General features: G+C 64.9%; 20 protein-coding genes and 1 pseudogene. 12 read left to right on the forward strand and 9 right to left on the reverse strand.

All coding sequences use genetic code 11. The features are described from left to right. The first annotated feature begins 7 nt into the window (after window positions 1-7). The 11 genes from tssK (at window position 8) to BLU37_RS08030 (ending at window position 15,868) form a co-directional block, all read left to right on the forward strand. Entirely contained in the window at window positions 8-1,342 is a 1,335-nt protein-coding gene (tssK, locus tag BLU37_RS07980) for a type VI secretion system baseplate subunit TssK (RefSeq protein ID WP_090203822.1), read from the forward strand. Window positions 1,343-1,348: 6 nt separating this feature from the next. Continuing rightward, window positions 1,349-2,674: a DotU family type VI secretion system protein gene (locus tag BLU37_RS07985; RefSeq protein WP_010447859.1), complete on the forward strand. Its 1,326-nt coding sequence runs from the start codon at window positions 1,349-1,351 to the stop codon at window positions 2,672-2,674. Further along, the gene (gene tssM / locus BLU37_RS07990; RefSeq protein ID WP_090203825.1) at window positions 2,671-6,174 is read left to right on the forward strand and encodes a type VI secretion system membrane subunit TssM; all 3,504 of its coding nucleotides are present in this window, start codon (window positions 2,671-2,673) and stop codon (window positions 6,172-6,174) included. The genes BLU37_RS07985 and tssM overlap by 4 nt, the downstream gene beginning before the upstream one ends. Then, window positions 6,171-6,824 (forward strand): type VI secretion system-associated protein TagF, encoded by a 654-nt coding sequence (gene tagF, locus BLU37_RS07995; protein WP_019363638.1) that lies wholly within the window; start codon window positions 6,171-6,173, stop codon window positions 6,822-6,824. The genes tssM and tagF overlap by 4 nt, the downstream gene beginning before the upstream one ends. Continuing rightward, on the forward strand, window positions 6,825-7,553 hold the full coding sequence (locus BLU37_RS08000; protein ID WP_090203828.1) for a PP2C family protein-serine/threonine phosphatase: 729 nt from the start codon (window positions 6,825-6,827) through the stop codon (window positions 7,551-7,553). 14 nt (window positions 7,554-7,567) lie between these two features. Beyond that, entirely contained in the window at window positions 7,568-10,672 is a 3,105-nt protein-coding gene (locus tag BLU37_RS08005) for a serine/threonine-protein kinase (protein ID WP_090203832.1), read from the forward strand. Then, window positions 10,672-11,388 carry an ABC transporter ATP-binding protein gene (locus tag BLU37_RS08010; protein ID WP_090203835.1) on the forward strand — a complete coding sequence of 239 codons (717 nt, stop codon included), beginning with the start codon at window positions 10,672-10,674 and terminating at the stop codon, window positions 11,386-11,388. Before BLU37_RS08005 ends, BLU37_RS08010 begins: the two co-directional genes overlap by 1 nt. Then, window positions 11,388-12,590: an FtsX-like permease family protein gene (locus tag BLU37_RS08015; protein WP_090203838.1), complete on the forward strand. Its 1,203-nt coding sequence runs from the start codon at window positions 11,388-11,390 to the stop codon at window positions 12,588-12,590. Before BLU37_RS08010 ends, BLU37_RS08015 begins: the two co-directional genes overlap by 1 nt. A 19-nt stretch (window positions 12,591-12,609) precedes the next feature. Next, window positions 12,610-14,325, forward strand: a complete 1,716-nt coding sequence (locus tag BLU37_RS08020; RefSeq protein ID WP_090210913.1) for a formylglycine-generating enzyme family protein — start codon at window positions 12,610-12,612, stop codon at window positions 14,323-14,325. Window positions 14,326-14,409: 84 nt separating this feature from the next. Then, on the forward strand, window positions 14,410-15,351 hold the full coding sequence (gene tagQ, locus BLU37_RS08025; RefSeq protein WP_010447874.1) for a type VI secretion system-associated lipoprotein TagQ: 942 nt from the start codon (window positions 14,410-14,412) through the stop codon (window positions 15,349-15,351). 139 nt (window positions 15,352-15,490) lie between these two features. Beyond that, window positions 15,491-15,868: a hypothetical protein gene (locus BLU37_RS08030; protein ID WP_026007839.1), complete on the forward strand. Its 378-nt coding sequence runs from the start codon at window positions 15,491-15,493 to the stop codon at window positions 15,866-15,868. 104 nt (window positions 15,869-15,972) lie between these two features. Here the strand turns inward: BLU37_RS08030 and BLU37_RS08035 are convergent, their stop codons facing one another. From BLU37_RS08035 to exbB, 6 genes are all read right to left on the reverse strand, one after another. Further along, a complete protein-coding gene (locus tag BLU37_RS08035; RefSeq protein WP_010447876.1) occupies window positions 15,973-17,373 on the reverse strand; it encodes an aminoacyl-tRNA deacylase and HDOD domain-containing protein in 1,401 nt (466 codons plus the stop codon). Between the two features lie 78 nt (window positions 17,374-17,451). Continuing rightward, window positions 17,452-19,527, reverse strand: a complete 2,076-nt coding sequence (gene recG / locus BLU37_RS08040) for an ATP-dependent DNA helicase RecG (protein WP_026007838.1) — start codon at window positions 19,525-19,527, stop codon at window positions 17,452-17,454. Window positions 19,528-19,532: 5 nt separating this feature from the next. After that, on the reverse strand, window positions 19,533-20,453 hold the full coding sequence (locus tag BLU37_RS08045) for a hydrogen peroxide-inducible genes activator (RefSeq protein ID WP_010447878.1): 921 nt from the start codon (window positions 20,451-20,453) through the stop codon (window positions 19,533-19,535). A gap of 143 nt (window positions 20,454-20,596) precedes the next feature. Next, window positions 20,597-21,349, reverse strand: a complete 753-nt coding sequence (locus BLU37_RS08050) for an energy transducer TonB family protein (protein WP_010447879.1) — start codon at window positions 21,347-21,349, stop codon at window positions 20,597-20,599. After that, the gene (gene exbD / locus BLU37_RS08055) at window positions 21,346-21,774 is read right to left on the reverse strand and encodes a TonB system transport protein ExbD (protein ID WP_010447880.1); all 429 of its coding nucleotides are present in this window, start codon (window positions 21,772-21,774) and stop codon (window positions 21,346-21,348) included. Before exbD ends, BLU37_RS08050 begins: the two co-directional genes overlap by 4 nt. 6 nt (window positions 21,775-21,780) lie before the next feature. Next, window positions 21,781-22,770 (reverse strand): tonB-system energizer ExbB, encoded by a 990-nt coding sequence (exbB, locus tag BLU37_RS08060; protein ID WP_090203840.1) that lies wholly within the window; start codon window positions 22,768-22,770, stop codon window positions 21,781-21,783. 191 nt (window positions 22,771-22,961) lie between these two features. On the opposite strand from exbB, the gene BLU37_RS08065 reads away from it, so the two are divergent. After that, window positions 22,962-23,819, forward strand: coding sequence for an SDR family oxidoreductase (locus BLU37_RS08065; protein WP_090203844.1), 858 nt, complete (start codon window positions 22,962-22,964; stop codon window positions 23,817-23,819). Between the two features lie 38 nt (window positions 23,820-23,857). On the opposite strand, the gene BLU37_RS08070 is transcribed toward BLU37_RS08065, so the two are convergent. The 3 genes and pseudogenes from BLU37_RS08070 to spoT all read right to left on the reverse strand — a co-directional run bounded on the left by BLU37_RS08070 (window position 23,858) and on the right by spoT (window position 26,884). Next, window positions 23,858-24,595: a hypothetical protein gene (locus BLU37_RS08070; RefSeq protein WP_090203847.1), complete on the reverse strand. Its 738-nt coding sequence runs from the start codon at window positions 24,593-24,595 to the stop codon at window positions 23,858-23,860. 41 nt (window positions 24,596-24,636) lie between these two features. Further along, a pseudogene (locus tag BLU37_RS28975) lies at window positions 24,637-24,714 on the reverse strand (RidA family protein); the annotation flags it as partial. A gap of 64 nt (window positions 24,715-24,778) precedes the next feature. After that, on the reverse strand, window positions 24,779-26,884 hold the full coding sequence (spoT, locus tag BLU37_RS08075; RefSeq protein ID WP_010447886.1) for a bifunctional GTP diphosphokinase/guanosine-3',5'-bis pyrophosphate 3'-pyrophosphohydrolase: 2,106 nt from the start codon (window positions 26,882-26,884) through the stop codon (window positions 24,779-24,781). Between the last annotated feature and the right edge of the window lie 47 nt (window positions 26,885-26,931).

Consider the following 26,931-nt stretch of genomic DNA (forward strand, 5'->3'; position numbering starts at 1 on the left):
AGAAGCCATGTCCTGGAACAATCGAGTGGTCTGGTCGGAAGGCATGTTCATCGGAACGCAGCACTTCCAGCAGCATGACCGTTACCTGGAAAACCTGATCGACGCCCGCAGCCGTCCGCTGTCGGCCGGCGCCTGGGGATTCTCCGAACTGTTGATCGACCAGGGCCTGCTGGCCCAGGGCAAGCTGGCTATCGTTTCCGCCAAGGGCCTGCTGCCGGATGGCACGCCGTTCAACATTCCCCATGACGACCTGGCGCCGAGCCCGCTGAGCATCGAGGACAGCCTGCGCGACGGCGTGATCTACCTGGCGTTGCCGCTCAAGCGTGCCGGTGCCCGCGACACCGTGGACGAAGGCGAGGAGCTGGGTGGGGCGCGTTACCTGAGCCAGGTGCGCGAGGTCCGTGACGACAATGCGCCATTCGAGAACCGTGCGCCGGTGGCCGTGGGTTCCCGTGCCCTGCGCCTGCTGACCGAGGGTGACGGCCTGAGCGACTACGCCGCTATCGGCCTGGTACGGGTCAAGGAAAAACGCGCCGACCGCGCCCTGGTGCTGGACGAGAGTTACATCCCTCCAGTGCTCGACGTTGCCTCGAGCAAGCCGCTGGCGGCGTTTCGCAGTGAGTTGCTGGGTCTGTTGCACCAGCGCGGCGAAGCCCTCGCCGGGCGGGTGGTGGCCTCGGGGGCGGGCGGTGCCTCGGAAATCGCCGACTTCATGCTGCTGCAACTGGTCAACCGCGCCGAGCCGCTGGTCAGCCATCTGAGCCAGCTCAGCCCCTTGCACCCGGAGCGCTTCTACAGCGAACTGGTGAGCCTGGCCGGCGAATTTTCGACCTTTTCCCAGAGTGGCCGGCGCCCGGCCGAGTACCCGCAGTACCAGCATGATGCCCTGGCGCTGAGTTTTGCCCCGGTCATGCAGGCGCTGCGCGAGGCGCTGTCGATGCTGATCGACAGCAAGGCGACGCCGATCCCTATCGTGGAAAAGGCCTATGGCATCCATGTGGCCATGCTGGCCGACAGGACGCTGATCGACAACGCCAGCTTCATCCTGGTCGTGCGTGCCGATATCCCCAGCGAGACCCTGCGCGGACGTTTCGCCCAGCAGAGCAAGATCGGTTCGGTGGAACACATTCGCGACCTGGTCAACCTGCAACTGCCGGGCATTGGCCTGCTGCCGTTGCCGGTGGCGCCACGGCAGATCCCGTTCCATGCCGGCTCCACCTACTACGAGCTTGATCGTGGCAGCGAGCACTGGAAGCAACTGATGCACTCTGGCGGTTTCGCCTTCCATGTCGCCGGGGAGTTCCCGGGATTGAACCTGGCGTTCTGGGCCATCCGAGGATAAGCGGCGATGCACTCCAATGAAGATCCGCTGGGTCAGCCTGCCCCGGCCCCCAACGACCGTACCCAGTTCATGCCGCGCCCCGGTGGCCGCGAGTCCCAGGCCGCCCCACGGGCCGAGCCGGCGGCCGCGCTGTCGATGCCGGCCGCGCCGTTGCCGATCGGCCAGTCCCAGGGCCTGAACCCGCTGGAGAGCGCTGCCGGCCCGCTGCTGGCGCTGCTCACGCGGCTGCGCAATACCATTGCCCATCCGGCCCCGGCCAGCCTGCGCGCGCAGTTGCTGGGTTACCTGCGCCAGTTCGAGGAGCGCGCCGAAGCTGCCGGTATGGCGCGCAACGAAGTGTTGCTGGCCCGCTACGCCTTGTGCACTGCCCTCGACGAAGCGGTGCTCAGCACGCCGTGGGGCAGCACCAGCGAGTGGGGCAAGCAGAGCCTGTTGATCACCGTGCACAACGAGGCCTGGGGCGGCGAGAAGGTGTTCCAGTTGCTCGAGCACTGCCTGCAGAGCCCGCGCGAGCGCCTGTACCTGCTGGAGTTGCTGTACCTGTGCATGTGCCTGGGTTTCGAAGGCCGTTATCGGGTGATGAACGACGGTCGCAGTCAGTTGGAAGCGCTGCGTGAGCGCACCGCCGCGACCATCCGCAGTGCCCGTGGCGAATACGAGCGTGAGCTGTCGCCGCGTTGGCGTGGCCTGAGCGTGGCCCGCGACCGCCTGAGCCAGTTCATGCCGCCCTGGGTGGGGGTGGCCATCGGCCTGGCGTTGCTGCTGGCGCTGCTGTTCGGCCTGCGCCTGAAGCTGGCCGCCGATGCCGAGCCGGTGTTCAAGAATATCCATGCCCTGGGCGAGATTCCGGTGCAGACCATCGACCGGCCCGTGGTTCAGCCCAAGCTGGTCGAGCGGCCGCGCCTGGCGGGTTTCCTGGCCGAAGAGATCAAGGCCGGCAAGGTCGCGGTCGAGGACAAGGTCGACCGTTCGGTGGTGACCATCCGGGGCGACGAACTGTTCGCCTCGGGCAGCGCCAGCATCGTTGATGACTTCCAGCCACTGATGCTGCGTATTGCCGACGCCATCCACAAGGTCAAGGGCCAGGTGCGGGTCACCGGGCACAGCGACAACCGTCCGATCGCCACCCTGCGCTTCCCGTCGAACTGGGCGTTGTCCCAGGCGCGGGCCGAGCAGGTGTTGCAGATCCTCGCGGCGAAGACCGGCCAGCCTGAGCGCTTCAGTGCCGAAGGGCGCAGCGATACCGAGCCGTTGGCGTCGAACGCCACGGCCGAGGGCCGGGCGAAGAATCGTCGGGTGGAAATCACAGTCTTGGCGGAGGGAGTCGAGTGAAGGCGTTTTTCGGTTTTGTCATTCGCTGGGTGATCCCTGTGCTGGGGCTGATCGCCCTGAGCCTGATCATCTGGTTCGTCGGCCCGCTGCTCGAAATGTTGGTGCCGCAAGGGCGGCGCTGGGCGTTGATCATCCTGATCTTCGCGATCTGGATCGGTTATCGCCTGTTCCGTCTGATCCAGGCCCGGCGCCAGGCGGCGAAAGTCATGCAGAGTCTGGCCGCCGACACGCCACCGGATGCGGCCAGTGTCGCCACCGCCGAAGAGCTGGCGACCCTGCGCCAGCGCATGGACGAGGCGCTGGTGCTGTTGAAGAAGGCCCGGCTCGGAGGCGATGAACGCCGTAACCTGTATGAGCTGCCGTGGTACGTAATCATTGGCCCACCCGGCTCGGGCAAGACCACCGCACTGGTCAACTCCGGTCTGCATTTCCCGCTTGCAGCGCAACTCGGCGCCGGAGCGATCCGGGGTGTCGGCGGTACGCGCAACTGCGACTGGTGGTTCACCGACGAAGCCGTGCTGCTCGACACCGCTGGCCGCTACACCACCCAGGACAGTCATGCCCAGGTGGATAAGGCGGCCTGGCTGGGCTTTCTCGATCTGCTCAAGACCCAGCGTTCGCGCCGTCCTATCGATGGTGCGTTTATCGCCATCAGTCTTTCCGACCTGCTGCTGGGTACCGATGCCGAGCGCGCGGCTCACGCCGTGGCGATCCGGGCGCGGATCCAGGAGTTGTATACCCAGCTTGGCGTGCGCTTCCCGATCTACCTGATGCTGACCAAGCTCGACCTGGTGCCGGGTTTCATGGAGTTCTTCGACGCCCTGAGCAAGGAAGAGCGGGCGCAGGTGTGGGGCACGACCTTTACCCTGGACGACGGCAAGCACGCCGAAAGCCCGCTGGTGCACTTCAAGGGCGAGTTCGCCGCGTTGGAACAGCGGCTCAACGAGCGTCTGGTGGAACGTCTGCAACAGGAGCGCGACCCGGCGCGGCGCGATCTGATCTACGGCTTCCCGCAGCAGTTCGGCGCGCTGCGCGAGTCCCTGCAGAGCTTCCTCGACGGTGTGTTCAAGCCCAATGCCTATGAAGACCGGGCGCTGTTGCGCGGCGTGTACTTCACCAGCGGTACCCAGGAAGGCAGCCCGATCGACCGACTGATCGGCGCCATGGCCCAGAGCATGAGCCTGGACCGCCAGCACCTGGCCCGCCAGAGTGGTACCGGGCGCAGTTACTTCATCGAAAAACTGTTCACTGCCGTGGCCTTTGCCGAGCGCGGCTTGGTCGGGGTCAACCCCAAGGTCGAGCGGCGGCGCAAGTGGCTGGCTCGCGGCGTATTGGCGGCGACGGTCGCGGTGGTGTTGCTGGTCAGTACCTTGTGGTTGATCAGCTACAAGGCCAACCAGGCCTATATCGCCCAGGTCGACCAGAAGGTCGCGCCGCTGGCCCAGAGTGTGCAGAACCTCAGCCCGGCACAACGTGACGTGCTGGCGGTGTTGCCGCTGCTCAATGCGGTCAGGCACCTGGCCGGCGATGCACCGGGCTGGTCCGAGGGCCTGGGCTTGTACCAGGGCGACATGCTCGAAGCGGAGTCCGCCAGCGTCTATCGCAAGCTGCTGATCGCGGTGTTCGCGCCGCGGCTGGTGACTCGTGTCGAAGAACAGTTGCGCAGTGGCGGCAGTTCGGACTTCCTCTACGAGGGCTTGAAGGCCTACCTGATGCTGGCCGACAACGAGCACTATGACCCGGAGTTCATCAAGGCCTGGATCGCCCTCGACTGGGACCGCAACCTGCCACGGGACCTGCCGCCGGAGCAGCGCCTGGCCCTGGGTGAACACCTCAAGGCGTTGTTCGATCGGCATCCGCCGAATGCCCGGCTGGATGAGCGACTGATCGACGACCTGCGCCGCCAGTTGCAGCAATTGCCGGTGGCGCAGCGGGTCTACGACCGGGTCAAGCGCCAGAAGCTGCCCGAGGGTGTAGCGGATTTCCGCCTGAGTGACGCCGCTGGCCGCGATGCCGCGCTGGTGTTCAGCCGCAAGAGCGGCAAGCCGCTGAGTGAGCCGCTGAGCGGTTTCTTCACCGCCAAGGGTTATCGCCAGGCATTCCTGCTGGCCAGTCTGAACCAGGCTGGAACCCTGGCTGAAGAACAGTGGGTGTTGGGCCGCGACCAGGGCGAGCAGCAGAACGTCGCCAGCCTGGCGGCGGATGTGCGCCGTCTGTACTTCCAGGATTACCAGCGCCAGTGGGATGCCTTGCTGGCGGATATCGACTTCGTGCCGATCACCAGCGTGGCCCAGGCGGCCGATGTGCTGCGGGTGATCTCCGGTCCGACTTCGCCGCTTAAAAAGCTGCTGGTGGCGGTGGCCAAGGAAACCGATCTGCAGCAGGAAGAACGCCTGTTGGCAGCCCAGGGCAAGAAGGTCGACAGTGGTGTCGACCAGATCAAGCAACGCCTGGGCTCGATGCTTGGCCAGGATCAACCGTCCGGCGATGCGCCAGCGGCGCCGGCCGAAGATCCGGTCAGCGCGCATTTCGCCGAACTCAACGCCCTGGTCAGCAAGGGCGAGGGCGAACCGGCAGCCATCGATAGCCTGCTGGCGGACATGAACGCGCTGTATGTGCAGGTCAGTGCGATGGTCGGTGCCAGCGGCGATGCCCTGCTCGGTGAAGCGAAGAACCAGGCGGCGGGCGCTGCGGCGCGGGTCAGCCTGAATGCCGAGCGACAGCCAGCGCTGGTCCAGGGGCTGGTCAAGTCGGTAGTCAGCTCGACCACCAACAGCATGATGGGCGGGGTGCGTAACCAGTTGAACGCGGCCTGGGTCAGCGAGGTGGTGAACGTCTACCGGCAGTCCCTCAGCGGCCGTTATCCGCTGTCTCCTGGCAGCGCCCGGGACGCGACCCTCGACGACTTCGGCCAGTTCTTTGGCGTGGGCGGGGTGATGGACAACTACTTCCGCAAGTACCTGCAACCCTACGTCGACACCTCGACCGCGACCTGGCGCTGGCAGCCGGGTGCGGCGCAGAAACTGGGGATTTCGCCGGGTGTGTTGCAGACCTTCCAGCGCGCTGCGGCGATTCGTGATGCGTTCTTCCGCTCCGGCGGTACCCAGCCGATCGTACGTTTCGAACTGAAGCCGGTGGCGATGGATGCCTCGATCACCCAGTTCCTGCTCGACCTCGACGGCCAGCAGATCAGCTATGACCACGGCCCGAGCCGGCCGGTGGCGATGCAGTGGCCGAATCCGGGCAGTATCGGGGTGGTGCGCCTGTCGATTTCGCCGCCTTCGGCCACCGGTCGTTCCGGCGTGACCCTGGACGGCCCGTGGGCCTGGTTCCGTCTGCTGGAGCAGTCGGACCTGGTGGCCGGCAACTCGCCGGACCGCTTCAACCTGCGTCTGCGGGTCGATGGTGCGAGCATCTCCTACGAGTTGCGCGCCAACAGCGCCTTCAACCCGTTCAAGAGCCGCGTGCTCAGTGGCTTCAGCCTGCCGGAGCGCCTATGACGACAGTGGGTTACTACGGCAAACTGGCCAGTCGCGGCGACTTTGTCAGCCGGGCGCTGCCCCAGGGTTTCCTGCAGCCGTGGGATGCCTGGCTGGCGTCCGGGTTGCACGCCAGCCAGCAGCAATTGGGTAGCGATTGGTTGAATGTGTACCTGGTCAGCCCGCTCTGGCGGTTCGTGCTGGCGCCGGGGGTCTGCGGTCCGGAGGCGGTGGCCGGGGTACTGATGCCGAGCATCGACCGGGTTGGCCGCTATTTTCCGCTGACGGTGGCCCAGCCGCTGGATGCCGAGCATGCCCTGGCGAAGGTGGTCGGCGGTGCTGATGACTGGTTCGAACGGGCCGAAGCCTTGTTGTTGGCGACCCTGGAGGAGGGGGCCAGCTTCGAGGCGTTCGATCATGGCGTGCAGCACCTGAGTAAGTTGCCGTTCGCCAACAAGGCCCCGACCAGCGAGTTCGCCGGTCTGCAGCGCTTTGCCGCGCTCGACGCGCAGAGTCGCGGCCAGGCCCTGGCCGAACAGGCCTGCGCGGGCGCGAGCCTGTGGTGGGGACGCGGTTCGCAGCGGATCGACGCCGGCCTGATGCGTTGCGAAGGCCTGCCGGCCAGCGCCGATTTCGGCAGCTTCCTGCTGGGCAAGGGGGCGGCGAGCTAGATGGCCAGTACCCCAGTAATCAACTATCGGTCCGCCAGCTACAGCCATGTCGGCATGGTGCGCCAGATCAACGAGGACGCCTGCCTCGAATTGCCCGATGCCGGCCTCTGGGCCGTGGCCGATGGCATGGGTGGGCATGCGGCGGGCGACTATGTCGCCAGCCTGATCGTCGATACCCTGCGGCGCATCCCGCCGTCCGATTCCCTGGCGATCTACAGCAATGCCCTGCGCACCCGCCTGGCCGAAGTCAATGCGGCGGTTCGCGAGGAAGCCGCAAACCGTGGCGTGACGATGATGGGCAGCACCGTGGTGCTGTTGGCGGTACGCGGCGACAGCGCGACCTGCCTGTGGGCCGGCGACAGCCGCCTGTACCGCCTGCGCGATGGGCAACTGGAGAGCATTTCCCGCGATCACAGCTACGTCCAGGACCTGCAGGACAGCGGCCTGCTCAGCGAGGCCGAGGCGCGGGTGCATCCGCGGGCCAATATCGTCACCCGGGCGATTGGTGTCGAGGCACAACTGGAGCTGTCGATGAGCAATTTCCAGGTGCTCCCTGGCGATAGCTTCCTGCTGTGCAGCGACGGTCTGAACAAGACCGCCGAGGATGCCGAGATCCGTGACGTGCTCGGCCATCCGCAACCCTACGAAGTGGTACGCAGCCTGGTCCACCTGGGCCTGACCCGGGGAGCCCCCGACAACATTACGGCGATCGTCGTCAAAGCCACCTGAAGACACTTCCCTACATGGACATACTGATTCCCGGATTCGACATAGACGGCGAGATTGGCGAAGGCGCCATGGCCACCGTCTATCTGGCGACCCAGCGGTCGCTGGAACGCAAGGTGGCGCTGAAAGTCATGGCGGCTGCGCTGGCCGCCGACCCGACCTTCTGCGAGCGCTTCCTGCGCGAAGGCCGAACCCTGGCGCGGCTGTCGCACCCGCATACCGTGACCATCCACGATATCGGCAATGTCGGCGAGCTGTACTACATGGCCATGGAGTACCTGCCCAACGGTACGCTCAAGGAACGTATCGCCGAGGGCCTGAGCCCGGAGCAGGGCCTGCAGTACATTCGCCAGATCGCCTCCGCGCTCGGTTATGCCCATGCCCAGGGTCTGGTACACCGTGATGTGAAGCCGGCGAACATCCTGTTCCGTGCCGACGGTACGGCGGTGCTCTCGGACTTCGGCATCGCCAAGTCGCTGGACGACCGCACCCAGTTCACCCAGGCCGGTTTCGCCGTCGGTACGCCGAGCTACATGAGCCCCGAGCAGGCCCGTGGCCAGGAGATCGACGGGCGCGCCGACCTTTATGCGCTGGGCGTGGTGCTTTACGAAATCCTCGTCGGCAAGCTGCCCTATACCGGCACCGATGCGTTGTCGACGGCGCTGGCGCACCTCACTGAACCGTTGCCGGAACTGCCGATCCAGCATGGTCGCTACCAGCACATCCTGCAGCGGTTGCTGGCGAAGGACCCGGCCGAGCGTTTCCCCGACGCGGCGGCATTGCAGGCAGCACTGGACAACCTGCCGAGCGAGGCGTTGGAGTCGACCCTGATCCAGCCCCTGGCCCTGCCCACGGCCGCCGTCGAGAAACCGGCGGCCCCTGATCTGGGCGGGCTGACCCCGGTATCGATCGAGATCCCCAGCCAGGCACCGGCGCAACCGGCGTCGCGGCCGAGCCCACAGCCTACGCCGAGCCCGCAACCGGTACTGCGTGACAACGCCGACTCGCAGCAACGCCGTGGCCCGGTGCTGGCCTTGTTGGCCGTCGCGGTGGCGGCCGCCATCGGGGTCGCCGGTGCCGGTTATTGGTGGCTGGGCAGTGATAAACCGGTGAAAGCGCCAGCGACCGCCAGTGCCACGCCGTCGGCCTCTACCACGCCCGTGGCCGGTACAGCCCCCACCTCGACCACGTCGTCTGCCTCGAACAGGCCGGCGGACCCGGTGAGCACGACCGCAACCGTCCAGGCTTCGCCTGGCGAAGCTGACGGCGGCAACCGGCCGCTGCTGATGGTCGGCAAGAAGACCTTGTTCCAGCGCGTGTTGAGCCAACCCGGCGCGCAGTTGTATAGCTCGCCTGGCGGTCAGGCCGACAAGGCCCTGCCGGCGTTTTCGGTGCTGTACGTCTACCAGCGCAAGACCGTCGATGGCGCTTCCTGGATGCGGGTCGGGGCCGCCAGTGACGGACGCAGCGAAGGCTGGTTACCCAGCGCGAAAGTCAGCGAATGGAAACAGAGCCTGGTACTGAAGTTCACCGAGCGCTCCGGTCGTGAACCGGTGATGTTCCTGCGTGACGCTGCCGATATCGACAAGTTGCTGGCCAATCCGGCGGCGGCGAAGAACCTGTTGCTCAGCGCGCAGAAGAACCCGGCTGACAACCAGCGGGTGCTGGCCCTGGAACCGGCGGCCAGCGCCGTGCCGCAGAACCAGTTCTATCTGCTGCCGATTTTCGATTCGCGCGAAAGCATCGACGAAAACGGCCAGCCGGTGCAGTTGCTCAATGTCGCCTCGATCGACCCGGGCAGCGCCGCGCAAAAAAGCGTCAGCGGCGCGGCACCCGTGGCCGCGGCGGACAAGTTCCGCACCGCGATCGTGCTGGTGGTCGACACCACGGTGTCGATGCAGCCCTACATCGACCAGGTTCGCGACGTGGTCCATGAACTGCAGAGCCAGATCGCCCAGCGCGGCGAGCTGGACAGCGTCAGTTTTGGCCTGGTGGGCTTTCGTAACAACATCCAGAAGACCCCGGGCCTTGAGTACCTGAGCAAGACCCTGATCAGCCTCGACCAGGGCCGCGATCCCGAGCGTTTCCTGGAGTTGGCGCGGCAGGTCAAGGCGTCGACGGTGTCGAGCCATTCGTTCAACGAGGATTCCTTCGCCGGCATCATGCAGGCGGTCGATGGCATGGGCTGGTCCGGCTATGGCGGGCGGCTGATTCTGTTGGTCACTGATGCCGGATCGTTGCGCAAGAACGACCCCTACAGCAGCACCCGGATGAACGAGGCGGAGATTCGCCAGGCGGCACTGAGCAAGCAGATCAAGATTTACGCACTGCACCTGCGCAGTGCGGCCGGCAATAAGAACCACGCCTTTGCCGAGCAGCAGTACCGCACCCTGACCGCCGACGCCAACCCGAAGATCGGCGACCTCTACATTCCGGTCCAGGGCGGCGATGTGCGCAAGCTCGGCGAGCGGGTCGAGGAAATCGGTTCGGTGTTCGCCAACCTGGTGCACCAGGTACGCAGCAACCAGACTCAGGCGGCGCCGCTGCTGGCGTCGGCACCGACCCTGGCAGACAAGTCGGCGGCCATCGGTTATGCCATGCACATGGATTTCCTCGGGCGCAAGGGCGCCAGCCAGGCGCCGCAACTGGTCAGTGCCTGGACCGCCGACCGCGACCTGACCAACCCGGCGCTGCCGGCGTTCCAGGTCTGCGTGATGCTGACCAAGCTGCAGCTCAACGAGTTGCAGCAGTCGCTGAAACTGATCGTCGATGCCGCGCGTAAAACCCAGAGTTCGCCCAAGGACTTCTTCCAGGAAATCGCCAGCGCCAGTGCCTACATGAGTCGTGACCCGGCGGCCCTGCGCAAGGGCGGCAATCTCGCCGATGGCGGGGTGCTCGGTGAGTACCTGGAAGGCCTGCCGTATCGCAGCAAGTCGCTGAGCATGACCCAGGACCTGTGGCTGTCGCTCAGCGTTGCCGAACAGGAAGACTTCATCGATGAACTGGAGTCGAAGATCCGTCTCTACGAGACCTTCCACAACGATGTGGCGAACTGGGTCCGGTTCGGCGATGCCGAGCCGGGTGACGCGTTGTACCGCGTACCGCTGTCGACGCTGCCGTGATGTTCAGTCTGCGCGAGGTGCGCAAGACGCGGGGCGAGGGCGCCCAGCGCTACAGCCTGGTGATTGCGCGCCTGGACCTGGCGCCCGGTCAGCAATGGGCGCTGGTGGGTCCGAGCGGTTGCGGCAAGAGTACCTTGCTCGACCTGCTGGCGCTGGTTTTGGCGCCCGATCGGGCCGGCGTGTTCGCCTTCGACGGGCCCGCTGGCGTGCAGGATATCGCCGCGCTGTGGCGTGAAGGACGACATGACCCGCTGGCGCAACTGCGCAGCCGCTATTTCGGTTATGTGCTGCAGACCGGCGGGCTGCTGGGGTTTCTCGATGTGCGCGGGAACATCGAACTGTCGCGCAAACTGCTGGGTCTGGCGGACGACGGCAGCGTGCGGCGCCTGGCCGAACAACTGGAGATCGCCGACCAGTTGGACAAGAAGCCCCAGGCCTTGTCCGTCGGGCAACGCCAGCGCGTCAGTTGTGCCCGGGCGCTGGCCCATGGTCCGCGGCTGTTGCTGGCCGACGAACCGACCGCCGCACTCGACCCGCTGAATGCCGGTCGGGTCATGCAGTTGCTGCTCAGGCAGGCCGGCGAGCAGGGAGCCTGCTGTGTGGTCGCCAGTCATGACGAGACGCTGGTGCGCGATTTGGGCATGAGCGTGTTGCGCATTACCTGTCGGCGTGATGCCGATGGTGGCGTGACTGCGACACTGGGGAGCGACGCTTGATGCGCGGTGCTCTGGTGGCGGCCCTGGCCTGGCAGGATTATCGCGCCGACGCACGCCTGTCGGCCTGCACGGTGTTGGCGCTGGTGGCGGTGATCGCGCCGTTGCTGGTGCTGTTCGGCCTCAAATTCGGGCTGGTCAGCAGCCTGACCGAACGGCTGGAGCGAGACCCGCTGGTACGCGAGATCATTCCTCTGGGCGGCGGTCGCTTCGGTGCCGCCTACATCGCCGAACTGGGCCGGCGTGACGACGTGGCGTTCGCCCTGCCACGGACCCGACAGATCGCCGCCACCGCCGATCTGTCCATCAGTCGCCAGGGGCCTGCGTTGAACGTCGAGATGCTGCCGACCGCCGAGGGCGACCCGCTGCTCGGCGGCCTGCCGGCACCGACCGGCCTGGCGGCGATGCTGCTGAGCCACACCGCTGCGGAAAAGCTCGGTGTGAAGGCCGGTGACTGGCTTGAGGTGGCCTTTGGTCGACAAGTGGCTGGCCGGGTGGAAAGCCAGCACACGCAGATCCAGGTGCAGGCGGTGCTGCCGCTGGAGGCCTTCGGGCGTGATGCGTTGTTCGCTCCGCTGGCGTTGCTGGAGGCCGCCGAGGATTATCGTGACGGTCGTGGCGTGCCATTGCTGGGCTGGAGCGGCGAGCCGCCGGGCTCCGCTGCGCAGCGGGTGTACCCGGCTTTCCGGCTGTATGCCCGTGACCTCAACGATGTCGAGCCGCTGCGCCGCTATTTCGCCGAGCGTGGCCTGCTGGTTTCGACCCAGGCGCAGACCATCGCCCAGGTCCAGTCGCTGAGTCGCAACCTGTCCATCGTATTCTGGATCATCGCCACCCTGGCCCTGGCCGGGGCGTTCGCGGCGATCTTCGCCGGAGCGCTGGCGGCGGTCGAGCGCAAGCGGCGCGAGTTGTCGGTGTTGCGCCTGCTCGGCCTCGGCACCGGTGCCTTGCTGCTGTTCGTGGTGCTGCAGGCGTTGTACAGCGGGGTGTTGGCTGCGGTGTTGAGCGCTGTGTTGTACCGCGTCGCGGAAGAGGGCCTGAATCATCTTTTTGTGCAGTCGACGGGCGAATATGCGAGCCAGTTACTGTTGGGCCATTACGTGCTGGCACTTTTTTCGGTGTTGGTGGTCTGTGCTCTGGCTGCAGCCCTCGGTGGCTGGCGGGTGGCGCGGATAGAAGCTTCGGAAGGAATCAGAGATGTTTAAGCTGCGCAGCGCGACCCACATGGTCTTGATCGGTTGCCTGGGCCTGGGTTCTTTGGGCCTGGGCGCTCTGGCGCGGGCCGACGACGACAGCAACAAGCTGGACAATCCCAAGCCGCTGAGCGGCGACATCAGCCTGCCGTTGCCCTGCGATGGCGAGATGGTCTTCCGCTACGTCTATATCCTCGCCCAGGGCAGCCTCGATGACCGCGAGATCAGCCTGGGCTACCCCTTCAGCGAGGACGAGCCGGGCTACAAGCAGTCGTTCATTTCCGGCTATCGCCGGGACTTCATCAACGGCCAGTTCACCCTCAAGGACCTGCCCAGCGATTGGCAGAAGGCGATTGCCCCGGCCCTGCCGAAAACCGATGCCGGTTCGCCGTTGAAACCGATGTTCTATTTCATGGGCAAGTATCCGGTGACGGCGCGCCAGTACGCGTTGGTCATGGCCCAGGCGCAATCGTTGTCCAGTGGTGAGCCGGCACCGGCCTGCGAGGCACCGGAAGGCCTTGCCGGGCGCTTGCCCAAGGTCAAGGTGTCGCGTTTCGATGCCGAGCGCTTTTCGGCGGTCTACAGCGCCTGGCTGATGAGGTATCACCGCGATCGGCTGCCGGTCAGTGGTCGTGGCAGTTCGGCCGAGGATGGCGGTACCGGCTTCGTCCGCCTGCCGACCGAGGTCGAGTGGGAGTATGCCGCCCGTGGTGCCCAGGCAGTGGGCCGCCAGGAGCTGGAAGGCCGGCTGTTTCCGCGGCGCCAGCCGGGCAGCGACAGCGACGGGCCGCTGTCCGACTACGCGGTATTCAACCAGGTGGCCGGTGGTACCGGGCAGGCGCCACGGCTGATGCCGGTGGGCACCAAGTTGCCCAACCCGATCGGCCTGTTCGATGTGATCGGCAATGCCGCGCAAATGGTCCAGGAGTCCTTCCAGTTGGTGCATGCCGGCCGGCGCCAGGGCGCCTATGGCGGCTTCGTGGTCAAGGGCGGCAACTACCTCGAAGGTGAAGGCACGCTGTTTACCGGCATGCGTCGCGAGTATCCGCTGTTCGCCGCCGATGGCACCGAGCAGAGCAACGAGACCACCGGCTTTCGGGTTGCCATCGGCGCGCTGTCGGCGCCGCGCTCGCGCTACAAGGAACTGTTCGAGCAGTGGCAGAAGGAAGGTCGCCTGGCCGCCCTGACCGACGCCATCGACGATGCCCAGGACCCGACCAAGCGCCTGGACAGCATCATTTCCGGCACCACCGACACGCGTCTGCAGGCCGAGCTGGGGCTGGTCAACGAAGAACTCAAACGCAACGTGTCGCTGATCGCCCGCCAGCGTGAAGAGGCCGCCGGCAACCTGATCCAGTCGGCCGCGTTGGTGGCCGAGACCGTCAACAACTACAACATCCGCCTGACCAACCTGAAGAAGAGTCGCCAGCAGGCCGTCGATGCCAAGGACGAGGCCAGCGCTGCGCTGTTCGCCACGGCCATCGAAAACGGCACCAGCGCGCTGGACGGCGCCGTGGCGATCTACATCGACAACCTGGCAACAGCCACGCGCTACACCGATGCGGTGATCCAGGCGCAGTTCCAGCGGGTCAAGGAAGAACTCAGTCGCAAACCCGTGCTCGGCAACAGCCTGGTGGCACGGGCAACCTTGTTCGTTCGTCATGTCGGGGATTACCGCAAGCAACAGCGGGCCGATCCGGCGACGATCTTGAAAGCGTTACTCGCATCGACCGCGCAGAAGCCTTGAGCGGTCGGAGTCCGGCGAGTGTAGAGGGGATCCGGGCGGTAGGTGCCGCATCGGCCAAGTCAAACCAAGAAAGGAAACATGAACATGATTTTCTCCAGTAAACCCCTTGTTTCAACCTCCAAGTGCCGTGCCGCGCTGTGGGTTGCCGCCGGATTCAGCACCGTGCTGATGGGCGGTTGCGCCACGTCGCCGACCTCCAAGGTCGGCCAGAGCACCAAGGTCGAGTACTACCCGACCTGCTACGAGCCGGTGCAGCACCTGCGTGACACGGACTCGAGCATGACCCGTTCCATCGCTACCGGCGCGGTGATCGGTGCCCTGGGCGGTGCCGCACTCGGCGCGTTGACTGGCGACGATTCGAGCAAGCGCGGTCGCAATGCCGCCATCGGTGCCGCCGGTGGCGCACTGGCCGGTGGTGCAGCGGGCTACTACACCGAGAAGCAGAAGCAGATCGCCGACGACAATCAGCGCATTGGTTCCTACGCCGCTGACGTCAGCAAGCGCTCCGCCGATATCGATCGCAGCACCGCTTATGCCCAGGCTTCGCAGAGCTGCTACCAGCGTGAGTTCACCAACCTGGTCAGCGCCCGCAAGGCCAAGACCATCGGTGACGCCGAAGGTCGCAAGCGCCTGGCGGAAATCGTTGCCGGCCTGAAAGAGTCCAACGACCTGATCGTCGCGGTGAATGGCAAGGCCGCTGAAGACCTGAACAACTACACCCAGGCGTACGAAAAGGACCTGCAGACCGTTGGTGTACAACGGACTGACGTGGTGACCGTTGCCACGGCCGATAGTGCTCCTGCGATCGCCCCGACGGGTAAAGGCAAGAAGCAGAAGGTCATCAAGAAGCCAGCGCTGCCGACCGTGCCGAAAGAGGCCGTAGCGACTGAAAAAACCATCCAGGATGCCAACGCGAAGAAAGCGGCCAGCCAGCAAGTGGCGGCCACCGGTCAATCGCAGGTCAACAGCATGTGCAAAAACCCGGACCTGGGCGACTGGGCACCAGTACCTTGCCCGAATGCCTGAGTGACCGCCTGGTCATGAAAATGCTGACATAAGCGGCAAACGCCAGCCGATCTTCTTGCAAAGAAGGAGATCGGTGGCGTTCCTCGAACAAACCGCTACACTGCGCCGGCGATTCCATTTTTCTGCCGAGGCGTTGTGCATGAAATTCCGTTTTCTTCTCTGGGCAATGGGCCTGCTGATGGCCCGCGCCAGCCGCAATAACCCCGCGTTCCAGCAGCAACTGGCCGACAAGGCACTGGTGTTCCAGCTGCAGACGCTGGACGGCAAGATCGCCCGTCACTTCATCGTCAAGGATCAACGTATCACCAGCCAGTCCGGAACCTATCCGGAGCCGGCGTTCGCCATCGGCTTCAAGGATGCCGCGTACGGCTTCGCCACGCTGCAGGCGAAGAACAAGCAGTTGGCGTTCATGACGGGGATTCAGGACAAGTCGATCCAGATCAAGGGCAATCCGGCCCTGGTGATCTGGTTCCAGGGGCTGACCAAGTACCTCAAGCCGAAGAAAAAGAAGGCCTGAGGCGTTGCTGAAGGTTTGATATCTGGGGTGACTGTTCCGCCGCTATCGCCACAAGCCGGCTCCCACGCCGGCTTGTGGCGATAGCGGTCTGATGACCGCTGCTATCAGTGCTGGCCGAACTGCGAAGCCAGTTCGCGCAGCAGCACTTCGGCTTCCAGCACCTTGCTCACCACGTCCTCGGCCTTGTCGCGGCTCAGGCCCAGACGGTCGAGCAGGGCGTCGGGGATTGCCTCGTCCGGCCCGGAGCCGATGTTGCGGCTGCGCAGCAGGCGCACCGCCAGGCACACCAGGTTCGGGTACGCGGCATAGTCGCCGTCGTAGTGCGGGTCGTGCTGGAACCGCAGCGCGGTGGCCAACTCGTCCGGCATGTCCCAGTAGCGCATCAGCCAGGCGCCGATCTGCTCGCGGCTGATGCCCAGCAGGTGCTGCTCGACGTAGCTGTGGCACAGGTGCGGGTTGACCTCCAGATGCCGACAGATCAGCGAGAAATGCGGCGGGAACACATGGGCCAGCAGCAGGTAACCGAAGTTGTGCAGCAGGCCGGCCAGGTAGGTCAGGCCGGCTTCGGGGCGCTGCGCACGCGGCATGGCGCGGGTCAGGCCTTCGATCACAGCAGCGGTGTAGATCGATTGCTGCCAGTACGGCGTGCTGTGCTGCGGATGGTCCTTGGGCAGGCTCAGGGTCTTGCCCAGGGCCAGGCCGAGCGCCAGGTTGATCACCAGGTCGAAACCCAGCACCCGCACGATGGCATCTTCCACCGAGCGGATCTTGCCCGGCGAGGCGTAATACGGCGAAGCCGCCCAGCTCACCACTTGCGCGGCCAGGGCCGGATCAGTCTCGACCACACCGGTGATGTCGTCGATGGTCGCATCGGGGTCGACCCGCAGCTTGATGATCTTCTGTGCGGTTTCCGCCAGCGGTGGAATCTCGATGGTCGCTTCCAGGCGTTGCTGGATGCGCCGTGCCGTGAAGACCTGGACCGCCTGGGTGATTTCCTTGCGATCGTCATCGGGGCGATCGAGGTTCGGACGAATATTGCTCAGGGCTTCGCCGAAGCTGGCGGCGCTGGCCTTGGTGAGCATGCTCTTGAAGTCGTCGCTGGAGATTTCCAGCAACAGGCCGAGTTCGCCGGAGTTGATCAACAGGCTCGGTTCACGCAGCAACTGTTCTTCGTACAGGCACGGCGAGCTGGTCAGTGCCGGCAGGCCGGGCAACAGGTGCAGGCTGTGTTTGCCGAGCATGCGCTCCAGACGTTCGGTGGAAACGGCCGTCAGGCTGCGGCCGGTGAGTTCGGTCAGGCGGTTGAGGTCGAGCAACTGGTTCTGCGCGAACAGGACCATGAGCGCACCGACTGCGTCATCGAGCAGCACCGCCTGAACCTTGCGTGAAGCCGGCAGGCCAGGTTCGTCAGTGACTTCGCGATAGCGGATGGCAAGCTTGTCGAGCAGCATTCGAACCACAGACGGGGTGTGCGGGGTTGCATCAATGAGGGCAACTTCTGTCATGGTCTGTATCCGTGTACCTACAATCTCAGCAGTATAACCAGCTTGTACCAGTGGATGGTCCACGAATTGTGAGGTCTATCACACTTGGCCGTATTGCTGACCGTGACGCAGCCAGCGTTCCAGCAGCGGGCTGACATGTTGTGGCCAATGTGCCAGCAGCGCTTGGGCCGCATCGCGGACGGCCGGTAGCAGGTCGGCATCGCGCATCAGGTCGGCGACCTTGAACTGCAGCAGGCCGGTCTGGCGGGTGCCGAGCATTTCACCAGGGCCGCGCAGTTCCAGGTCTTTTTCGGCGATGACGAAGCCGTCGTTGGTCTCGCGCATGATGCCCAGCCGCTGGCGGCCGATCTGGGACAGCGGCGGGTGGTAGAGCAGTACGCAGTGGCTGACGGCGCTGCCCCGGCCGACCCGGCCACGCAACTGGTGCAGTTGCGCCAGGCCCAGGCGTTCGGGGTTTTCGATGATCATCAGGCTGGCGTTGGGCACATCGACGCCGACTTCGATCACCGTGGTGGCGACCAGCAGTTGCAGGTTGCCCACCTTGAATTCGGCCATCACTGCGGCCTTTTCCGCCGGCTTCATGCGCCCGTGGATCAGGCCGACCCGCAACTCGCCCAGAGCGGCGGTCAATTCTTCGAAGGTGGTTTCGGCGGCCTGGCAGGTCAGTTCTTCGGACTCTTCGATCAGCGTGCACACCCAGTAGGCCTGGCGGCCTTCGGCACAGGCGGCGCGGACCCGCTCGACCACCTCGAAGCGCCGGCTGTCGGCGACCAGCACGGTATTGACCGGTGTACGGCCGGGCGGCAGTTCGTCGAGGATCGAGGTGTCGAGATCGGCATAGGCGCTCATTGCCAGGGTGCGCGGGATTGGCGTGGCGGTCATGATCAGCTGGTGCGGGCACATCCGCCCGCCCACGCCCTTCTGGCGCAGGGCCAGGCGCTGTTGGACGCCGAAGCGGTGTTGTTCGTCGATGATCACCAGGGCGAGGTTCTTGAACCGGACTTCGTCTTGGAACAGCGCGTGGGTACCCACCACCATCGGCGTGCCGCTGGCAATCTGTTCCAGGGCGCTGGCGCGGGCCTTGCCCTTGAGCTTGCCGGCCAGCCAGGCGGTTTCGATGCCCAAGGGGGTCAGCCAGCGCTGGAAATTGATGAAGTGCTGCTCGGCGAGGATCTCGGTCGGTGCCATCAGTGCCACCTGATAGCCCGCTTCCAGCGCCTGCAGGGCGGCCAGGGCGGCGACCACGGTCTTGCCCGCGCCAACATCGCCCTGGATCAGGCGCAGCATCGGTTCGGGCTGGCTGAGGTCGTAGGCGACTTCGTTGCCGACCCGCTGCTGGGCGCCAGTCGGCGGGAAGCCGAGGTTGGCGAGAAACTGCGCCGGCAGCTTGCGTGCTTTCGGCAGGGCCGGCGCACGCAGGGCCCGCAGGCTTTCGCGCAGGCGTTGTTGGGACAGCTGATGGGTGAGCAGCTCTTCGAAGGCCAGGCGGTGCTGGGCCCAGTGATGGCCGAGGGCGAGTTCTTCGACATCGGCATCGGCCGGTGGCTGGTGCAGGTAGCGGATCGCATCGTCCAGGGGGGCCAACTGGTAGTCGCTGGCCAGTTCCCGTGGCAACCAGTCCGGCAGGCTGCGCGGCCCGAGCATGGCCAGGCTCTGCTGGCTCAGCAGGCGCAGGCGTTGCTGGGTCAGGCCTTCGGTCAGCGGGTAGATCGGGGTCAGGGTCTGGTCGACCGGCGGCGGCTCGTCACCGGTCAGGGCACGGTATTCCGGGTGATAGATTTCCAGTCCCGAGGCGCCGGGCCGGGCCTCGCCGTAGCAGCGCACATGGGTGCCGCGCTTGAGACCTTCCTTCTGGGCGTTGCTGAAATGATAGAAGCGCAGGCTCAGCCCGCCGGTGCCGTCATTGAGCCTTACCAGCAGGCTGCGACGCTTGCCCATGACCACATCGGCACCGCTGACCACGCCTTCGATCACCGCGTCCTGGCCGGGGCGCAGGGCTCCGATGGGGACGACACGGGTCCGGTCCTGGTAGCGCAGGGGCAGGTGAAACAGTACATCCTGGATGGTTTCCAGGCCGACCTTGGCCAGCTTCTCGGCCATGGCTTCGCCGACCCCCTTGAGTGCCGTGACGGGCACCTGCGACAGCTCAGTCACGGCATTCAGCTCGCAGCGGGCGGCTTGGCCACCGAGCACAGGCGGATCGAGTCGGCGAGGATCTCGATCGCCTTGGGCCGAGGGAAACTGGCCCGCCAGGCGATGGCCACCGTGCGGAACGGCGTGGGTGGCGTCAGCGGACGCACCTCGATGACACCGGGGGCGTAGTGATGGCTATCCACCGCCGACAGCGGCAGCACCGACACGCCCAGGCCGGAGGCGACCATGTGGCGGATGGTTTCCAGGGAGCTGGATTCGACCGTGGTGTGCTTGGCCGCGTCGCTGCCCTTGGCCAGCGTCGGGCAGGCTTCGAGAACCTGGTCGCGGAAGCAGTGGCCTTCGCCGAGCAGCAGCAGGCTCTTGTCGTTGAGCAGGGCGCTGTCGATGGTTTCCTTGCGGGTCCAGGGGTGCGAGGCCGGCATCAGCACGTAGAACGGCTCGTCGTACAGCGGCAGGGTCAGCACATCGGCCTCGTTGAACGGCAGGGCGATGATCACGGCGTCCAATTCACCGTTACGCAGCTTGTCGCGCAGGACGTGGGTGAAGTTTTCCTCGATGTACAACGGCATCTGCGGGGCGACCCGGTGCAGTTGCGGGATCAGGTGCGGGAACAGGTAGGGGCCAACGGTGTAGATCGCACCGACTTTCAGCGGCGCGGTCAGCTGGTTTTTCCCGGCCTGGGCCAGTTCACGGATGCCCTGGGCCTGTTCCAGGACCTTTTGGGCCTGGGCGACGATGCTTTCGCCAACCGGCGTCAGGCGCACGGCGCTCTTGCTGCGCTCGAAGATCAGCACGCCGAGTTCGTCTTCCAGCTTTTTCACGCCCACTGACAGGGTCGGCTGGCTGACATGGCAGCGCTCGGCCGCATGACCGAAGTGTTGTTCTTGGGCGAGGGTAACGATGTAGCGTAATTCGGTCAGGGTCATCGTGGGCGTCCATGAGGTTGCCGCCCAAGCATAACGGCTGCCATCGATAGACGCACGTTATCAGGTGAAGGTTTGGGTGAAGATTGTCGTTAATGTTGGCGCAGGGAGAAGAATCCCACGGGTTGCGTGGGATTCTGGGAGGGCTAGCGGTTGCGCTTGTCGATGGAGTAGACGAAGGGCGCGACGATCTCGATGCTGCCGTTGGTCAGCATCTCTGCCGGTGGCTTGGGCAGCGGCTGGGCGCTGCGGATCATTTCCAGGGTCGCCCGGTCCAGATCGGCGTTCCCCGAACGGCCCACCAGTTCGTACGAGAGCACCTTGCCTTCGGCGTCGACGACAAAACGCAGACGGTTCAGGCCTTCCTTGTTTCGCAGTCGTGCGGCCTGCGGGTACTTCTTGTACTTGCCCAAATGTGCCAGCAAGGTGCCTTCCCAACTGGCCTTGGCAGCGAGCTGCTGGGGCGACGGACCTGGTGCCGGCGCTGCGGATTTCTCCGGCGGACGGGTGGTCGGGGGCTCCTCGGAAGGCTTTTCTTCCTCCTTGGGTTTTTCCTTTTCCGGTTCCTTCTTCACTTCCGGCTTGGGCGGCTGTGGCTTGGGTTTGGGCTTGACCGGCTTGGGTACCGAGATGGTCGGCTTGGGCGCTTCGGCCAGCTTGGGCAGCGGCAATTCCTCTTCCGGTGCCGGCGGCGTGGGCGGCGTCACCACCTTGGGCGGTGCCGGCGGTGGTGGTGCGGGTGGCAGCGGTGCCAGCTCGACCATCATGGCCTGCTGCGGTAGCTCGATCGGCTTGGACACCGACCAGTTCAGGGCGGCGAGGATCGCCACCGCATGAACGCCCAGGACCAGGGCCAGGCTACCGCCGTAACGCGTCAGTTTGTGGCGCGTCGTGATCATTTCTTGGCTGCCGTCTCAAGTCCGACCAGGCCGACCTTCAGGTAACCGGCTGCGCGCAGCGAGTCCATGACACGCATCAGGTCGCCGTAGTCCACGCCCTTGTCGGCCTGGAAGAAGATGGTGGTGTCTTTCTTGCCGTGGGTCTTGGCGTCCAGGGCCGGGCCCAGGGACTCGGCCTTGACCTCTTCTTCACCGAGGAACAGCTTCTGGTCGGCCTTGACGCTGAGGAACACCGGCTTCTCCGGGCGCGGCGACGGCTTGGCCGTCGAGGCGGGCAGATCGACCTTGATGTCCACGGTGGCCAGGGGCGCCGCGACCATGAAGATGATCAGCAGCACCAGCATCACGTCGATGAACGGCGTGACGTTGATTTCATGATTCTCGGCCAGATCGTCGTCTGCGCCTTCTTTCAAATGCAGGCCCATGGTCGCTTACCCCACTTTGACCATTTGCGGTTGGCTGGCACGCTCTGGTGGCAGGTGGTCGAGGTCGCGGCTGACCAGCAGCAGAACCTGTGCCGAAGCGTCCGAGACCTGCGCCTTGTAGCCAGCGATGGAGCGGGCGAAGACGTTGTAGATCACCACGGCCGGGATGGCTGCGACCAGGCCCAGGGCGGTCGCCAGCAGGGCTTCGGCGATACCTGGTGCAACCACCGCGAGGTTGGTGGTCTGGGTCTTGGCGATACCGATGAAGCTGTTCATGATGCCCCATACGGTACCGAACAGACCGACGAACGGTGCGGTGGAGCCGATGGTAGCCAGTACGCCGGTGCCGCTGCTCATGTTGCGGCCGCAGGCGGCAACCAGGCGCTCCAGGCGGAAGCTGACGCGCTCCTTCATGCCTTCCTTCTCGCGGCTGTTGGCCGACAGACGCATTTCTTCGAGGGCGTCGTGCACCAGCAGGTTGGCCAGGGTGCCTTCTTTGGCGGCGCTGGCGCTGGCTTCCTTGAGGGTGATGGCTTTCTTCAGGTTGGCGATTTCACCGCGCAGGCGGCGTTTGGCGCCCAGCAGTTCGAAACCCTTGGCGATCCAGATGGTCCAGGTGATGATCGAAGCGATAGCCAGGCCGATCATTACCAGTTTTACGACGATGTCGGCATTCTGGTACATGCCCCATGGCGACAGGTCGTGGGACATGCCCAGGCTGTTGGCTTCGGCGGGTTGCGCATCGGCCTCGGAGCCTTCGGCACCTGCGGCGTTTTGCGCTGGGGCCTGGTCGGCAGCGACGGGCGTCACGACCGGCGCGGCGGCTGGAGCTGTGGCTGGAGCGGTGGCGGCAGGTGCGGCGTGGTTGGCTGGCTCATCAGCAAAAGCGGCAGTCGGGGCCAGCAACAGGCTGAACAGTACCGCCGCTAACGAGCGCCAGGCGCGTGACGGGCGGTGGGGCTGGGTTGGCGAGGCGGAAGAGTGATTGCGTGTCATGCTGGCCGGACCTGAGAGAAGTAGAAGTGGGTCTTGTCCTTCCAGGCCTCGTGGGGGCCGAGAACAAATGGTCGGGTATTATTGCAAGTAATTCTTGTTAGCAGAAGTAATAGCGTCTCTTTTTTTCTTCGATTGCTAGCCGCTCGTCCATTCCTGAGGCTAGTCTGTGCCCCTTTGTATGGAGATTTCCGATGTACGCTCCTTCTGTTCTGATCGCTGGTTGCGGCGATGTCGGTGGCCGGCTGGCCAGCCAGTTGCTGGGCCAGGGCTGGCAGGTGCACGGTTTGCGCCGGTCGATTTCCCGTCTGCCCGAAGGCGTGCGCGGGGTAGCGGGCGATCTGTTCGACGCTCAGCGACCTGCGACCTGGCCGACGGGCTCTCTGGATTACGTGGTGTATTGCGCGGCTGCGACCGATCACGACGAGGCCGGTTATCGAGCTGCCTATGTCGACGGTCTGCGGCATGTCCTGAGTTGGCTCAAGGAGTCCGGGCAGCAGCCGCGGCGGCTATTGTTCGTCTCCAGCAGCAGTGTCTATGTGCAGCAGCATGGCGAGTGGGTGGATGAAACTTCGGCGACCGAGGCCGAGAGTTATTCCGGGCGTCTGATGCTTGAGGCCGAGCAACTGGCGCTCGACAGCGGCATCGCGGCGAGCCGGGTACGCCTGACCGGCATTTACGGGCCTGGTCGCGAGTGGCTGCTGACGCAGGTGCGCCGTGGCTATCAGGTGGCGGTCGAGCCGCCCCTGTATGGCAATCGCATTCATGCCGATGACGCCGCCGGGCTGCTGGCGTTCCTGCTGGAGGCCGATCGGGCGGGCAAGGTGCTGGAGGACTGTTACATCGGCGTCGACGATTCGCCGGCGCCTTTGGCCGAGGTGGTGGGCTGGTTGCGCGATTATCTGGGCGTGACCGAGTGGGATGCCGAGGCCAGCGTGCGCCGTACCGGCAGCAAGCGTTGCAGCAATGCCCGTGCGCGGGCTCTGGGCTGGGTGCCGCGTTATCCCAGTTATCGTGAAGGATACGCGGCGATTCTCGAAGGGCGTTGCTGACACGTACCCTGTAGGCGCTGGCGTCTACAGGGTATCGGTTATTTCTCCAGCAGCCACTGGCGATTGCCGGGATAGAGCTGCGGCTGTTCGTCGGCCTGGGCGGAGTTCAGGGCCTGGAAAATCTCCAGTTGCTTGCCCTTGCGCACGAAGATCCAGGCATTGCCCTTGTCGCCCTGCTGCAGCCAGATGCTGTCGTTGTTGCCGCTCATGTTCGCGCAATCGCCCGCCAGGCAAAGGGCGTAGCGATCGGCGCCGGGCAGGCCCTCCAGGCGGCCGTCCGGCAGGAACTTCACCTGCGCACCTTCGCCGGGACCGCTGACGATCTTCCAGTCGCCACCCATGTAGTCGGTATACAGCGTCTGTTCGAAGCTGGCGCCGACTGGCGCGCCGGCCGGCAGTTCATTCTGGGCGCGCGCGAAGGTTTGCTCGGGTTCGGACTCGCTGGCGCCTTGAATCAGTTCCTTGCCGTCGCGCACCAGCGGGGTGCCGGTGCTGCCGTAGAAGTCAGCGTGCCACTTCTGCTTGCCGTCCGCCCGCACATGTCCTTCGGGGCGTTCGAAGCCGTTGCTGTACTTGGCCTGGCCGTTGCGCGTGTCGATGTTCCATTCCAGGTTCGGCCCGTAGGTATCCAGGGCTTCGCGCAGGCTGCCTTTTTTCACGGCAGCGTCAATGGCCGCCTGGTTGATCCAGGTGCCGCTGATGTCATATTTGGCGGGATCGCTGGCGCAACCGCCAAGCAGGAGGGCGAACAGCGGGAGGGCGAGCGCTTTGCGCATGGTGGAATCCTTGCAGGCAGTGCGGGTGGTTCTGGAAAGGCTTATTCGATGACCAGAGTCGTGTCCATTTCGACTTGTGCGCCGCATGGCAGCGCCGCCACACCGATGGCGGCAGTGGCCTTGTCGATGCTGAAAACGCTCTGGGTCATGAATGATTCCTTGTAGTGTCCGGGCGCTGGCGAGCTAGGCACGCATGCGGGTGATACGGATCACGCCGGTGAGGGCGCGCAGCTTCTTGATCACGCGGGCCAGGTGCACGCGGTCGTGCACGCTGACGACCAGTTGGACCACACTGATGCGGCCATCGCGCTCGTCCATGCTGATTTTCTCGATATTGCCGTCGGCCGCGTTGACGCTGCTGGCCAGCAGGGCAATCAGGCCGCGCTGGTGTTCCAGCTCGACGCGCAGTTCGACATTGAATTCGCCGGTGACATCCTTGGCCCAGGAGAGCTGGATGCATTTTTCCGGATTGTGGCGGATTTCGCTGATATTGCGGCAGTTTTCCAGGTGCACGACCATCCCCTTGCCGGCCGACAGATGGCCGACGATCGGATCGCCCGGAATCGGTGTGCAGCACTTGGCGTAGCTGAGCACCAGGCCCTCGGTGCCGCGAATCGCCAACGGGCCTTCGGGGCTCGGCAACTGTTCGCCTTCGCCCATCATGCGTCGGGCGACCACGTAGGCCATGCGATTGCCCAGGCCGATGTCCTCGAGCAGGTCCTCGATCAGTTCCAGGCGGTACTCGTGCAGAATCGACTGCACGCGTTCGAGCGGAATCTTGTCCAGGGCACTGTCGAAGCCATTGAGCACCTTGTTCAGCAGGCGTTCGCCGAGGCTGATGGACTCGGAGCGGCGTTGCAGCTTCAGGGCGTGGCGAATATGGGTACGGGCCTTGCCGGTTACCACGAAATTGAGCCATGCCGGGTTCGGCCGGGCACCGGGCGCACTGACGATCTCGACCGTGGAGCCGCTTTGCAGCGGTTCGGACAGCGGTGCGAGACGGCGATTGATCCGACAGGCAATACAGCTGTTGCCCACGTCGGTATGCACCGCATAGGCGAAGTCGACCGCCGTGGAGCCCTTGGGCAGCTCCATGATCCGGCCTTTGGGCGTGAACACATAGACCTCGTCCGGGAACAGGTCGATCTTCACGCTCTCGATGAACTCCAGGGAGTTGCCGGCGCGCTGCTGCATTTCCAGCACGCCCTTGACCCACTGGCGGGCGCGGGCATGGGTGCCCTTGGGTTGTTCGTCACCACTGGACTTGTACAGCCAGTGGGCGGCGATGCCGTTGTTGGCCATCTCTTCCATTTCTCGGGTACGGATCTGGATCTCGATCGGTACGCCGTGCATGCCGAACAGCGTGGTATGCAGCGACTGGTAGCCGTTGGCCTTGGGAATCGCGATGTAGTCCTTGAACCGGCCGGGCAATGGCTTGTACAGGTTGTGCACGGCGCCGAGCACGCGATAGCAGGTGTCGACCTTGTCGACGATGACCCGGAACGCATAGACGTCCATGATCTCGTTGAAGGCCCGACGTTTGCCGCGCATCTTCTTGTAGATGCCGTAGAGGTGTTTCTGCCGGCCGCTGACTTCGCCCTCGATGCCGTCCACCGCCAGGCAGTGGCTGAGGGATTCCTCGATCTTGTTGACGATTTCCTTGCGGTTGCCCCGGGCGCGCTTGACCGCCTGGTAGATGCGCGCGGAGCGCATCGGATGCATGGCCTTGAAACCCAGGTCCTCGAACTCGATGCGTACCGCGTGCATGCCCAGCCGGTTGGCGATGGGCGCATAGATCTCGAGGGTTTCCTTGGCGATGCGCCGGCGTTTTTCCCCCGAGAGCACTTCCAGGGTACGCATGTTGTGCAGACGGTCGGCGAGCTTGACCAGGATCACGCGGATATCGCGGGCCATGGCCATCGCCATCTTCTGGAAGTTTTCCGCCTGTGCCTCGGCCTTGGTCTCGAAGTTCATCTGAGTCAGCTTGCTGACTCCGTCGACCAGTTCGGCGACGGTCTCGCCGAACTGCGCCTGCAGCGCTTCCTTGGCGATTCCGGTGTCTTCGATCACGTCATGCAGCATCGCGGCCATCAGGCTCTGATGGTCCATGTGCATGTCGGCAAGAATATTGGCCACCGCCAGCGGGTGCGTGACGTAGGCTTCGCCGCTGCGGCGGCGTTGGCCGTCGTGGGCTTGTTCTGCGTAGAAGTACGCCCGGCGGACCAGGTTGACCTGGTCGGCACCGAGGTAGGCCGATAAGCGATTGGCGAGGGCGTCTATGCTCGGCATGAGGTTTCCCCCGACCGAAGCCTTGTACCCTGCGCCGTGCTACGTCG

Source organism: Pseudomonas asplenii, from assembly GCF_900105475.1.
GTDB lineage: Bacteria > Pseudomonadota > Gammaproteobacteria > Pseudomonadales > Pseudomonadaceae > Aquipseudomonas > Aquipseudomonas asplenii.